This window comes from Dyadobacter sp. AC419, assembly GCF_979253085.1.
The window spans coordinates 448207-460571 of record NZ_CEEDCD010000015.1; the positions used below are offsets into that span (position 1 = coordinate 448207).

17 protein-coding genes and 1 pseudogene are annotated in these 12365 nt (G+C 44.3%); 6 read left to right on the forward strand and 12 right to left on the reverse strand.

What is annotated here, in order from left to right:
* Positions 1-4 precede the first annotated feature (4 nt).
* Positions 5-709 carry an L-ribulose-5-phosphate 4-epimerase gene (locus AC0IYG_RS09585; protein ID WP_471710858.1) on the forward strand — a complete coding sequence of 235 codons (705 nt, stop codon included), beginning with the start codon at positions 5-7 and terminating at the stop codon, positions 707-709.
* Here AC0IYG_RS09585 and AC0IYG_RS09590 read toward each other — a convergent pair whose 3' ends face one another.
* The 8 genes and pseudogenes from AC0IYG_RS09590 to AC0IYG_RS09625 all read right to left on the reverse strand — a co-directional run bounded on the left by AC0IYG_RS09590 (position 710) and on the right by AC0IYG_RS09625 (position 8188).
* Positions 710-859 carry a hypothetical protein gene (locus AC0IYG_RS09590; RefSeq protein WP_471710859.1) on the reverse strand — a complete coding sequence of 50 codons (150 nt, stop codon included), beginning with the start codon at positions 857-859 and terminating at the stop codon, positions 710-712.
* 700 nt (positions 860-1559) lie between these two features.
* Positions 1560-1949, reverse strand: a complete 390-nt coding sequence (locus AC0IYG_RS09595) for a response regulator (protein WP_471710860.1) — start codon at positions 1947-1949, stop codon at positions 1560-1562.
* A gap of 5 nt (positions 1950-1954) precedes the next feature.
* On the reverse strand, positions 1955-2545 hold the full coding sequence (locus AC0IYG_RS09600) for a sensor histidine kinase (RefSeq protein ID WP_471710861.1): 591 nt from the start codon (positions 2543-2545) through the stop codon (positions 1955-1957).
* A gap of 224 nt (positions 2546-2769) precedes the next feature.
* The gene (locus tag AC0IYG_RS09605; RefSeq protein WP_471710862.1) at positions 2770-3048 is read right to left on the reverse strand and encodes a response regulator; all 279 of its coding nucleotides are present in this window, start codon (positions 3046-3048) and stop codon (positions 2770-2772) included.
* Positions 3041-4762 (reverse strand): 7TM diverse intracellular signaling domain-containing protein, encoded by a 1722-nt coding sequence (locus AC0IYG_RS09610; RefSeq protein WP_471710891.1) that lies wholly within the window; start codon positions 4760-4762, stop codon positions 3041-3043. The genes AC0IYG_RS09605 and AC0IYG_RS09610 overlap by 8 nt, the downstream gene beginning before the upstream one ends.
* Positions 4763-4786: 24 nt before the next feature.
* Positions 4787-5208: pseudogene (locus AC0IYG_RS09615) on the reverse strand (7TMR-DISMED2 domain-containing protein); the annotation flags it as partial.
* Positions 5205-5906 (reverse strand): hypothetical protein, encoded by a 702-nt coding sequence (locus tag AC0IYG_RS09620; protein ID WP_471710863.1) that lies wholly within the window; start codon positions 5904-5906, stop codon positions 5205-5207. The pseudogene AC0IYG_RS09615 and the gene AC0IYG_RS09620, both read right to left, overlap by 4 nt.
* A complete protein-coding gene (locus tag AC0IYG_RS09625; protein ID WP_471710864.1) occupies positions 5906-8188 on the reverse strand; it encodes an Rv1355c family protein in 2283 nt (760 codons plus the stop codon). The genes AC0IYG_RS09620 and AC0IYG_RS09625 overlap by 1 nt, the downstream gene beginning before the upstream one ends.
* Before the next feature lie 387 nt (positions 8189-8575).
* On the opposite strand from AC0IYG_RS09625, the gene AC0IYG_RS09630 reads away from it, so the two are divergent.
* Positions 8576-9043 (forward strand): response regulator, encoded by a 468-nt coding sequence (locus AC0IYG_RS09630; protein WP_471710865.1) that lies wholly within the window; start codon positions 8576-8578, stop codon positions 9041-9043.
* A 9-nt stretch (positions 9044-9052) separates the two neighbouring features.
* On the opposite strand, the gene AC0IYG_RS09635 is transcribed toward AC0IYG_RS09630, so the two are convergent.
* Positions 9053-9217, reverse strand: a complete 165-nt coding sequence (locus AC0IYG_RS09635) for a hypothetical protein (RefSeq protein WP_471710866.1) — start codon at positions 9215-9217, stop codon at positions 9053-9055.
* 158 nt (positions 9218-9375) lie between these two features.
* On the opposite strand from AC0IYG_RS09635, the gene AC0IYG_RS09640 reads away from it, so the two are divergent.
* The 3 genes from AC0IYG_RS09640 (at position 9376) to AC0IYG_RS09650 (ending at position 10724) form a co-directional block, all read left to right on the forward strand.
* The gene (locus tag AC0IYG_RS09640; RefSeq protein ID WP_471710867.1) at positions 9376-9588 is read left to right on the forward strand and encodes a hypothetical protein; all 213 of its coding nucleotides are present in this window, start codon (positions 9376-9378) and stop codon (positions 9586-9588) included.
* A 79-nt stretch (positions 9589-9667) separates the two neighbouring features.
* The gene (locus AC0IYG_RS09645; protein WP_471710868.1) at positions 9668-10030 is read left to right on the forward strand and encodes a hypothetical protein; all 363 of its coding nucleotides are present in this window, start codon (positions 9668-9670) and stop codon (positions 10028-10030) included.
* Between the two features lie 199 nt (positions 10031-10229).
* Positions 10230-10724, forward strand: coding sequence for a hypothetical protein (locus AC0IYG_RS09650; RefSeq protein ID WP_471710869.1), 495 nt, complete (start codon positions 10230-10232; stop codon positions 10722-10724).
* 77 nt (positions 10725-10801) lie between these two features.
* On the opposite strand, the gene AC0IYG_RS09655 is transcribed toward AC0IYG_RS09650, so the two are convergent.
* Genes AC0IYG_RS09655 through AC0IYG_RS09665 form a run of 3 tightly spaced genes read right to left on the reverse strand, consistent with a single transcriptional unit; the run spans position 10802 to position 11927 of the window.
* Complete coding sequence (locus tag AC0IYG_RS09655; protein ID WP_471710870.1) at positions 10802-11134, reverse strand: acyltransferase family protein; 333 nt, start codon at positions 11132-11134, stop codon at positions 10802-10804.
* Between the two features lie 51 nt (positions 11135-11185).
* Positions 11186-11557: a hypothetical protein gene (locus AC0IYG_RS09660; RefSeq protein WP_471710871.1), complete on the reverse strand. Its 372-nt coding sequence runs from the start codon at positions 11555-11557 to the stop codon at positions 11186-11188.
* 4 nt (positions 11558-11561) lie between these two features.
* Complete coding sequence (locus AC0IYG_RS09665; protein WP_471710872.1) at positions 11562-11927, reverse strand: acyltransferase family protein; 366 nt, start codon at positions 11925-11927, stop codon at positions 11562-11564.
* A gap of 182 nt (positions 11928-12109) precedes the next feature.
* Between AC0IYG_RS09665 and AC0IYG_RS09670 the strand changes: the two genes are divergently transcribed.
* Positions 12110-12365, forward strand: a 256-nt coding sequence (locus AC0IYG_RS09670) for an SRPBCC domain-containing protein (protein ID WP_471710873.1), incomplete at its 3' end; no start/stop codon positions are given.

Sequence of the window (12365 nt, forward strand, 5' to 3'; positions counted from 1 at the left end):
GCGCATGTCAAAATACACTTATCTGAAAGAGCAGGTTTATGAAGCCAATATGGAGATTCCGCGCGAAAATCTGGCCATTGTCACATTTGGCAATGTAAGCGGAATTGACCGGGATGCGGGCGTTATTGGCATTAAACCAAGCGGCGTGCCTTACCACAGGCTGCGGGTGGAGGACATTGTGATTTTAGACCTTGAAAACCAGGTTGTAGAAGGAGCCATGCGGCCGTCGTCGGATACAAAAACGCATACGCTTCTGTACAAAAGTTTTCCGTCCATTGGTGGCGTTTGTCACACGCATTCCACTTATGCGGTGGCCTGGGCGCAGGCGATTAAGCCCATTCCAAATCTCGGAACAACACATGCCGACCACCTTACAACCTCAGTGCCGGTGACGGCAGTAATGTCCGACGAAATGATCGAAAGGGATTATGAATTGGAGACGGGCAATCAGATTTTGGATCTTTTTGCTGCTGCAAATCTGAGTTATGAAGAGACGGAAATGGTGCTTGTGGCTTGTCACGGGCCATTTACGTGGGGAAAGGATCCCGCGAAGGCCATTTACAATTCCATTGTTTTAGAAGAAATTGCAAAAATGGCATATCTCACGTTAACAATCAATCCGTCTTGCGAGGCGATTAAACAAAGTCTGTGTGACAAGCATTATTTCCGTAAGCACGGGAAAGATGCTTACTACGGGCAGGGCTGTTAACTATTTTTTGTCTTCCGGACGTCGGCTGGCAATGTTGCGCATTTGCTGCAGCGCTTCCTGCCGCGACATTCTTTTGTCGCTTGATTTTGCTTCACTAATGGATTCTTTTGAAAAGCGTCCTTTAAACAGGTTCAGGATTGAAAGTATCATTGTATTTGATCAGTTAACTTAATTCAAACATAGGGAAAATTGGGCTATAAAAAAACTACCAGAAGAACGCGTCTTCTGGTAGTTGTAAGTTTGGCTAAACGTTGAGTATGAATGTCCTGTTTTTCGGCTAAATTAACTCAAAACGCCCTTGCGCAACTTGCTACCCGGGTTGAATTCGTCTTTGATCCAGCGTACAAAATTGTTAGAATTCGTCTTGTAAATCTCCATAGACAACGGCTTAATGCCACTGAATTCCACCTCTCTAACGTATTCCGCGTGCAACTTTAAGATCTCAGACAGAGTTTTGCTATCAGTTTTCATCAATTAAGGGATGTTAAGGTTACGACAATTTTTGGTTTTTAAATGTATTAAACCTGTACCCGCATTACTGGAAAATTTATAATTATTAAAAATGTTATAATAATAATATAAAAGATTATAGGGTGTGGCGGTATTTTCCCAACATTATGCCTGTTGTGTATCAAACCATACAAAAATTGTTACATTTTTGGACAAAGTGGGAATTAACCAATAACGGAAAGTTGCCCTATGTGCCTGACGGGCACATTTTCGATCTGCTTGAAATTGGGCCCCGGCTCCGTAAAAAATCTGTTCCAGTGTCACCGGATGATGCAAAGCGCGCAATTAAGGGCATAATCACCTGTTAAGACGAGCAGCACACATTGGTAAAATGATAGTTTTAAATTCCCAGTTTCTTTTTCAGATTGGCGATTTCGAGCGGCTTGGGGAGGAGGTCAATGATGTGCTGACTGGCTTTTGCCTTGTCAATGTCACGGGTGTCAATGGTGGAGGAAAGCATGAAAATGCGGATTTTGTCTTGCAGCATTTGAGGCAGGCTGTCGAATTCGTCGATGAATTCGAATCCGTTCATATCCGGCATCTGCAAATCCAGAAGGATAACGCTGTCGGGCAGGCTGGCTCCCTGGTTCATGAGATGTTTGAGCGCATCGCGCGCCGAATTAAAGGTCTTCACCGAGGTGGTGATGCCGCTTTTGATAAGGAGTTTTTCGTATATGAATAGATCAAAAGCGCTATCATCTATTAAGAAGAAATGTAGAAGTGGCTTCATAACTATTATTTATGAATAGAAGGTATGTTGACTTCAAAAATACTTCCTTCTCCAATCTTCGACGAGACTTTAATATCACCACCCAACTTGGCTATCGCTTCGTGCACGATATACAGGCCGATCCCTGATCCGCTGTTGGTTGCGCCGGCCCGGTAGAACATTTTGAAAATCTTATCCTGATCCGAATCTTTAATGCCGGTTCCGTTGTCTTCAACAATGATTGTGGCATGCTCAGGAGTCGATTTTATGGTCAAATGAACGAACTGACCGGGTTTCGACTTGTCCTGAAACTTAATGGCATTGTTGATCAAATTATTGAAGATGATCCGCAGCTTCATCACATCGGATTGGAAAATCCCCGATTGGTCAATGTCCGTGGTCATTTTCAGATTCCCATATTCGGGAAGATATTGGATCGTAGCCTGCACTTCTGTTACGAGTTCTTCAAAGTTAATCTCGGTAACCACAGGCACGCCACGCGCGTTTTTGTAATAATCGATAATATTAATGATAAACGTATCCAGCTTTTTTACAGACTGCCGGATGAGTTCCAGATATTCGATTTTGTGACTGAATATCCTCTTCCAGCAAGGCAAGATTCACAATGCCCAGCACCGACATTAACGGCGCCCTGAGATCGTGCGATGCGCTGTAAACGAACTTGTCGAGCTCTTCATTGGCTTTTTGCAACTCTACATTACGCTGTTTGAGATCCTCCCGCGTTTTGTAAATTTCGTAAGCATGCGCAATGGCATTTTCGACGTAATTGTAATCCCAAGGCTTGTCAATAAACCTGAAAACTTCGCCTTTGTTGATGGCGTCAATGGCCGCGCTGATGTCCGTATGCCCGGTGATAAGAATGCGGATCGGTTTCGGGGTATTTTGTTCTGATTTTTTCGAAAAACTGCACGCCGGTCATGATCGGCATGCGCTGATCTGCCAGAATAATGCAAAAATCATTTTTCTCTAAAATTTCCTCTGCTTCTACAACTGACGAGGTTACTGTAATACTGTACTGCTTCCTGAACGAAGCTTTGAACGAGTGCAGGTTATGCTCCTCGTCGTCAATGTACAGAATGGTTATGGGTTTATCACTCATTGAATTCCTGGATAGGGCGAGCCTTTTGTTTTACTGGTAGTGTGATTAAAAATTCTGTTCCCTGGCCTACTTCGGTGTTGACCTGGATATTTCCGCTATGCACTTCAATGATTTTGAACACTATAGATAAGCCAAGTCCCGTGCCGTCGCCAACCTGTTTGGTTGTGAAGAATGGCTCAAAGATCTTAGCCCTGACCTCCGGCGACATGCCCGGGCCGTTGTCTTTGATGGAAATTGAAATGTTGTCGGGATCGCGCAACCAGGATTTGACCCAAATGGTCGGCGTTTTGTCCTCCGACTTATGTTTCAACAAGGCATATATTGAATTGTTGAGTATGTTCATAAATACCTGGTTAAGTTTGCCTGCGAAACACTCAATACTCGGAATGTTTCCAAGCTCTTTTACCAAACGTATCGAATTGCCCATTTGATAATTCAATATAATGAGTGTCGACTCGATTCCTTCATTAATGTTGACGACATTAAGGTCCGATTCATCCACCCGGGAAAATATTTTTAATCCTTTCACGATTTCAACCGTCCGGCTGGCTCCATCTTCCATGCCTTTCAGCAATGTGCCGAGTTCGGTTTTAATGTAATCAAGGTCAAGCTCTTCTTTTAACTTCTCAATTTCCTTAATCTTCCTTTGAATGCCGTCAATGGATTCGATGCTTTCGATTTCGTTGTAAGAGTCCAGAATTTCAAGCACGTCGTCAATATCTCTCCGCAATGGCCTGATGTTGGAGCTCACAAAGTTGATCGGATTATTGATCTCATGCGCGATGCCAGCCGTCAACTGACCGAGCGAAGCCATTTTTTCAGAGTCAAGTAACTGTGTTTGTGTGTCTTTCAGTTTGTTTAGTGTAACATTAAGTTCAGTGTTTGCAAACTGCAGTTCTGCCGTGCGCTCGTTGACGCTCTTTTCCAGAAATGTATTTTGCTCCATAATGATCTTCTCGTTTTCCAGCGAAATCCGCAGCGCCTGCGCTTGCGATTCTTCCCGGTCCCGCTTGAAAATATTGATTTTGTCAGCCAATGCAATCGATAGTAAAACTACTTCTGCAATTGAACCGAACTGCATGGTGTACGTTGTAAACACATTATAAGGCAAAACATTGATATTACGAAGCACTAATAAAAAAAGCCCGATTAAAAAGAGCGTCCAGGCCGTAAGAAATAGTTTGGCCGGCCGATAATTTTCCTTGGATAATTTTAATCCGATTATAAAAAGGCCGATCGCACCAACTGCTCCTGAAATGTCCACGGCGCGAAAGCTCAGCAATTCAAAGCCCAGCAAATTTAATATTCCTGTCGAAGAATAAAGGATAATTATAACATTTATTATTATAATTCCGGGAGGCCACTTTTCGTCGAGCTGCAAGAAGTTTTTAACAAACAACATGGCACATATTCCTGCCAGCCCGGAAAAGTAAATGGTCGCAACGGAATTGAAACTTGGCGCGTAAGGCCAGATGTATTTAAATCCATAACCCGAGAGCGCAGTCTGCGCCGAGCCGACGAATAATACGTAAAGCACGTAGAAAAGATAGCTTTTGTCGCCAGTGGAGAAAAAGATGAAAATGTTGTAAAGCACCATTACAATGATGATTCCAGCAAAAATTCCATTGATCGTCTCGCCAATTTGCGCCGATTCGAAGAAGTTTTCCTGATCACGGATGATCATCGGCAGGATGACCTGATTGTAACCCTTCACTTTCAGATAATAATCTTTGTGATCGCCGGGCGTAATGTTCAGGTTAAAAACCAGGTTCTGATGCTTGATATTGCGGTCGTCAAAAGGTGCGTCTTCGAGATATTTCTCTGTTTTGACGTAGGAACCAGTGATTTCAAACAGCTCGCAGGTGTGAATGAGCGGGTGCGCAAGTTGAGAAAAAGTGCAGGGCGGGAAGATTTGTTGACAATTGAAAAGCGTATCCAGAATGTAGACTGGCTCAGGCCCATATTAGGCGTGTCATCATTGCTCTTGACAAACTTTTCTGATCCTCTGACCTGTTCAAATGTAAGCGCATTAGTCGGGTCTTCGAGGATTTCAAGTTGTTTACCAATGATTACCGATCCTTCGTGAAAATCCACGGGCATGCTGCGAACCAGCTGCGTAGACAATAAAAAGAAAATGAATAACTGCGTAAAAAACCTCATAAAGTCTGAATCTTCATGTCGAGATTGTAATGTAATGCTATTTCACCCTTAGGCCCTTTTTCGACTGCAAATTGCACGGGTTCTTCACGCAGATTGAAAATCCGGCTCCGCTCATCTTCGTGTGCATTAGGCAAGCCGTTAAGGTCATCCACAATGATCGCCGTAGCAATAAGGCCTTCTTTCGGATAATAAAATGTCCCGTTATTCCCGAGGTCACGGATGATGTCAAAACCGATCCGCAGGCATTGCCTTAATGTGGGTGGTGAGCACAAAGCTAGTAATCGATCTACACCCACTTGAGAAGTAATTGCAACGCCGATCCTACCCAGAAAGATGCTTCCGATGCCATAACCGGCCACTTCTTTGGAATTAAACAAGCCGCAGAACTCAGCGATTTTCTTGTCTTTCAGATTGTCGACGTAACTGTAAATACGCTCGTCCTTTTTGGCGATCGCACCTTCGAGGGGCAGCTGCATCTTATGGTTGCGGACCTGGATCCTGCCGCCACCAAAGATTTTTTCACCATCCTCTGATTCCACAATGATCACGTAAGTGTTTTCATCATTTAACCAGTCGTGGCTCGCGGAAGTGACTTGTTTTACGCCGTAAGCCTCCAATACTTTCCTGTGTTCGTCGATATACCGGTAACTGGTTTCTACATCTTCAGGGGCTTTGTATGCCTTGATTTTTGCTACCATTAAATTGTTTCGTTTACTATAAACAGAGTTTCATTTAATGGAAGGCGCTTTGATTTTGCTGCGGGCATTTCAGATTTATTGATTTTAAGGAGGAAAACTGCTTTGTTCTTATGATTATGCTGCGTTATAATGTGTTCAAAGTCATGCTTTAAGCTTGTCAGCTTTGCTATCTCGTTCTCATCGAGTCCTTCGCCGATGGCCAATCGCTCGAAAAGCACCAGTGGCGTGGTAACGGGTTGCCCGACCAGACCGAGCTGCTCTACACGCAGCCAAAGTCTTTGCGAAGCAATTCCTCCTTCAAAATATTCGTTTTTTGATGGCTGCACGGTCACAACCGCAATGCAGGAAGCATTAGCAATGCTTGCCCGAGTGGCTTCTGCCAGCGCATTTCCGCCACCAACGGCACGTAGTGTGCGTGCAATTTTCTTGTCTTTTAATATGCTCAAAATGGCCATTTGCTGCGGCGAAGTCACGATGGATTGAATCGCATATCCGTCCCCAAACTCACTTTCTGCGTCGCCCGGCCAGCGTGTATTACGTTCAAAAAACTCCTGATGTCCCGCCTCATTTAGCAAAAGCAGCAGCTCCGCGGCACCAACAATGCGGCCCATTTCAGCAAGCTGCTCTTTTTGTTGGATAAAAATCACCTCAGCACCTTCAACACTTTGGACAGCATTGCGCAGCGAATTAAGCTCCGTTTCGTGCAATGTGTAAGGAATGCCGGGATAGCGATTGGTTGCGCGCGTTTCAATGAAATTGGCCAGTTCGGAATCAATGTATGGTGCTTCTCCGTTTGTCTGGACTAAATCTATTGAGGCTATTAAATCAAGATTTGATGTTTGCGGAAAAAGTGCTATTACAGGCGAATATCCCAGCTGACGGGCTTTGAGTGAAGCATTTTCCAAAGCTGCGCCCAGTGCCAGATGTGCAGCTGCATTGTTATAATTTGCAAAAGAGTGGGATCGTGCCGGATCATGAAACAAGTGTAACCGACCATTTCGAAAAACCCATTTCCAGGGCTGATCATTGCCAGAAGACGGCGCAAGCGTTCCCGCGGTTACAATTTGCTCAATGTGTGCATTTGAAATAACTGGCGAGGACTGACTGGCAGGAAGAGAATCGGCAGCTTCGACCGCTTTATTTATATCAAAAGCTGTGTTCGGATTAGTGTAAACGGTTTGGGTGGAATCAGTCTTTTTATTGCCAATAATGTTTTCAAGATCAACATAATACCGACCTGAATCGGTGAACTGGCCGAGCAGCATCCGTCTGCAAACATCCGTCACAACGCCGCCGCCTAATGTTACCGCGCTAGCAAGCTGCGGCCATGTGCTGATCGACTGTCCGACTTCGAGCAGCGAAGTGCGTCCCCGTGATGACGTGTTCATCGCATCAATAATGCGCATAACAAGTGGAAAACGGTCAGCGGGAGCAATGTTTTTAAGTTTTTCAGGAGGAATTCCTTCGAGTAATCCGTGCAGGATGGGCATATCGCCGTGGAGGTCGAACCGTTCCACATCCAGCATGCCGCGGTCGCTGGTTTCCATCACAACGGGAATGCGCAGGCTTTTGGCTTTTTCGCGACTGCTGATCTTCACTTCGAGATCATCACATTCATCGACCAGGATATCCAGGTTTCCATGTTCCGTTAGAAAATGGTTCATATTGGCATCGGTAATTCCTTCCGGATAGCATTCAATTTCCAGATATGGATCAATTTCGGCAATTTCCCTGGCAGTGACTATGCATTTATTAATGCCCAGATTGTGTAATCCGGTTTTGATCCGATTCAGGTTGCTTAGCTCGATCGTATCAAAATCGGCCAGCTTCAATGTTCCGCAAATGCGCTCCGTGGCGACGCTTATGGCCACTGCATGCCCTACGGATAAGCCGATAATCCCTATTTTGCGGCGGGACAAATGATCCTGTTCCTGTGGCGTGATTTTGTATTGGTTGCGGCTGGTCCTCAGCGTAATGAAGTCCTTTTCATTCAAAATATGCAGCAGCCTGTTAGACCAAGGAAAATAAATCCAGTTCCCTTCCAGATCGGGATCCGTTCCTGCGGCCCAGGCAGCATATTTTTCCTCAATTTCGGCTGGCGTCAGCCTTATTTTCGGACTCTTGATCTTGATCAGCTCCTTCATCTGGGAAGCGAACAAGTCCAATATGATCTTATTCTGGTAATCGGCAATTACTGAGTTGAATTTTTGTTTGTCAGCACTCTGCTCTTTGAAGATGAAAACCGGTTTATAAATCGCATTGTTTGATGAATCTGGATACATTTTTACGCTATTAGGAGGATGGTTCCCAGAAGAACTCATTTAAAATTTAAAATTCAACAAATTGTATTGATCTTCGTACTAATTCCTGCTATCGACCCGGTAATATGCGAAACAGCGCCGTGAGATAAATATTTTACCAATAGTTACACAATTTGCTTAATTTATTTTTGTAAAACTACCACTGCAACGTTCGCACACAAAATATTTGATGGAAAACGATCAATTTAGCTGAGCCCTTGTCGGTTACATAAATGTCAAAACCGCAGCCGAGAAAAAGGACTCAACACTTTTGTGTTAATATAGAATTAATATTATAATATTATCAATTAGTTTCGCCTTTTGTTCAAATTAACGGGTCGAACCACCTCCAAGAGTAAGAAATTTTAGATGGAAACCAAAGAAAAAATTAGTGTGCTTTATGTGGATGATGAGATCAATAACCTCAATTCATTTAAAGCAGCATTTAGGCGGGATTTCAATATTTTGATCGCTACGTCCGGGCGGGAAGGTCTTGAATTGCTCAAACACAACGTGGTACACGTGATCATTACCGATCAGCGGATGCCCGAAATGACGGGCGTTGATTTCCTGATAGAAGTTCTGAAAGATTATTCTGACCCGGTCCGGATCCTGCTCACCGGTTACACGGACATTTCCGCAGTAATCGATGCGGTCAACAAGGGGCACATTTACTATTATTTGAACAAACCGTGGGACGAAGCGCAGTTGCGCATCATTATCAAAAACGCCCACGAGATTTTCTATCTCCGCGAAAAGAATAAGGAGTTGGTCGACAAGCTGATTGAAGTCAATGGCCAGCTTGAATTTTTGCTGAGGCAGAATTTGCTGTCCTAGTCAAAACGCTCATTTTCTCCTGAAAACGAGCGTTTTGCGTGCCAGTTGCAATGGTCGCATATCTTTAAGCAGGTGAAGCACTGCTGAAAATCCTGCGGTAAAAAAGACCGCCAGAAAAAGTATTACTGCGAATAGAAGGTTTCCTATTGCCTTCATGAATATGATCACGTCCATCTTATTATATGTTTTAGTGGGTGTTTGATCGTATTATTGATAAAATCGTACCAGACCATTTTCGAGCATTGCGTTCGTTAGATCATTAAGGCACTGGTATTCTTTTTGCAATGCTGTTATATCTGCACCAAAGCAGACTTTATCAAACCGCATTCATTATGAAAAAGATACTGGCAGTAGGAGCAATTTCGGGCGTTGTTTTATACGTTTTCTTTAACAAGTTCTTCAGAGAAATGGAAGGAAGGCTTGGCGTTGAAAAAAAACAGGACGGAATTACCGGGAATAACAAATCAGAAGGGTATTTTTACCATCAGAGCGAACTAGCATCAGCAGGCAATGCGGGTGATATCGTCAAGAATATCAATAATTAAGGTCCGGTTAACCCGGCAATTGCAGTGTAATTATACCGGGATAATGCGGCGGACAATTTTATTACAAGTTTTATTCTTAATGCTGGCGGGATTGTTCGCGTCGTGTGGAGAGGGGAGCATTCCTCCTCCACCACCAAGACCTGTTGATCAGCCCGGCCACGAGCCAGATCCCACCGATACAACAGGCACAGGCGTCGACACCATTATAGATCCCAAGCCGGATCCAGTGATCATTGACACATTGAAACCGATAAACAGCAACCGCTTTCTTGCGCTTTCTCCCGGTTTCGGCACAACAAATATTTATAGTGAGGCGCAACTTGCCTCAAAAACGGGCATTTATACCAAAGCGCGGGATTATATCGGCCGCAGCGTTAACCTCAATTATGCCTTTTTAGCACCCGCAAACGACACATTGAAATACAGACCGTTCAGGTATTAATGGTCCACGAAGGGGCTTTTTTATTCGGCGGATCTTGGGCAATGAGTTGGGCAAAGCGAGGTGGCTTTCCAGGAAAGGCTATGCAACTGCGTCTATCAATTATCGGTTAGGTTTTAATGGCGGTTCGGAAGCCAATTGTTGTGGCGGAAGATGATGCTTGAAGTGATTCAAGCCATTTATCGCGGCGTTCAGGACACTTATGCGGCGCTGCATTATATTTGCAGACAGGTCGGAAGAATTTGGGATAGATCCGGGACAAATGGTGCTGGCCGGAAGCAGTGCCGGAGCCATCATTATTTCTGCACTGGTTTACATGGACGAAGCTGATTTTGAGGATTTGCAACCCGGAATCGTGAAAACACTCGGCCCGCTTGATCCTGTGAAAACCGGAACAGAATATCGGGTTAGGGCATTGCTTTCCTATCTGGGTTACGCCATTTTTAAGACGAGTTACATTAGGAATTCAAATGCGAAGCCGACCGTGTTTTTCCAAAGAACAGGGGATACCGTTTTACCTTTCAAGCAGGGAAATCTCTTCTCATGCGGATCGTATTTCTGGATGCAGGGTGCAAAACCCGCTTCGGATCGTTTGAAAACTTTGAATAAACCTTACGAGCTTAATTATCAGCTGAAAAAGGGCACATTTTATCTTACACGGAAGAATATGTCGCTAACCGTTACGCGCAATTCTTAAAGCGTTTGGTCGGATAACCGCAGGCAGATCACGAACGAAAACTTCAAAACACTCGAAGACATTCAACTTCCGTAATCCTATCGGCGACTCATAAAGGGCAGCAACTTTTTGAGATAGGTTGACAATCTTAGTTCCAGATATTGGTAGGAAAGGTAAGAAGCGACCATTGTCATGAACATTGCGAGGAAAAATAATGAGGTGCCCGTGCTGTAAACCGGGTAACCCAATCTTTTGAAAAAGTGCCCCAGAATGACGACAACCGGCACATGGACAAGATAAATCGAGAATGACATATCGCCAAGTTTGATCACCCAATCAGGGAAATTAATGTTGCGACGCGAGGTGTCGAAAAAATGAAGGCTGAGAATAGCAAGCTCGACCCCAAACCCCACTGCAACGGCCCTACGCACAGAAAAATCCCGACCAATATTGCCACAGCGCCAGCGAAATGAACATAAAAACTAGCCAGATTCTCGAAAAAATCGACGCGAAAATGGGGAAGAGGTTTTCATTGGTGTAAATGGACCAATGATGACGCCATAAACGAAATTCCAGATGATGGGATTCATGATCATGTTGAGATAACCATTGCCAAAATCAGGCGTGCGTTGTGTTTCGAGGGTAAGGTAACCCATTGTGTAAGGCATCACGATGGTAATAATGATAATCAGAAAGAAAACGAGCCATCGGAATCTCGAAAAGAACATCGAAATGGCAACTAATGCATAAAAATAGATCTCGTAATTGAGCGTCCAGCCCACAGGCAGAAATGCGTAACCGTAAAACGGCGGCTCCGTGTGCGCAATGGGAATAAAAAGCAGGCTTAGTATCACACTTTTAATGGCGCCAGGTTGCAGTCCGATCCCGGCTTTGGAACAAAAAATAAATGAGTGTGATCACCGCATAAGTAGGCCAGATCCTGACAAAGCGACGCGCGATGAACTTGTAAACCGCAAGCGGTGAGAATGTTGCGTGCTTTGTAATGTAAACCATAATGAAGCCGCTGATCACGAAAAAAAGCGCAACGCCGGACGGGCCGGAGTTGAAAAAATAATCTAATTCCTGCTTGAATGGCTCACCTTTTCCGATAACGTCTTTGAGGTGATAAATGGTGACAGTCAGTGCTGCGGCAGCCCTTAGGACTTGAATGCTGTTTATTTTGGACTCTAAGGGATTGCTGACCGGCTTGATCTCCTGATTCATTCTATTAACGATAATTTGCGTTGCCGGGCGAAACCGGGGCTGTAAAGTAAGTCAAAGTTTGGCTTATGTAGTAATTTCCCATGTGCCACATAACGATTTTGGGATCAAACTGCGGCTCCTATTGAAGCGGCATAATTTTTAATGTGTAGGGAAACGTATAATGTTAAAAGTAAAATAGCAATATGATGGATCGCGTGCTTACCGTAAAAGATCAGGTTGAAATTGATGCTCCTGTGAGCAAAGTCTGGGAAGTGTTGATTGCCCCCAAATATGTCAGACAATGGGACGACCTTCCTGAGGACTTCGGCGATTACTATCTGGAACGCGGCAGGACCATTGAATGGACGGGAAGATCGCGCCTGACTGTGTTGGAATGCGAGCCTAATGCATTGTTGAAGCTCTCGTTTTATATGGAAAAATGGGAATTATCGCCTGCGT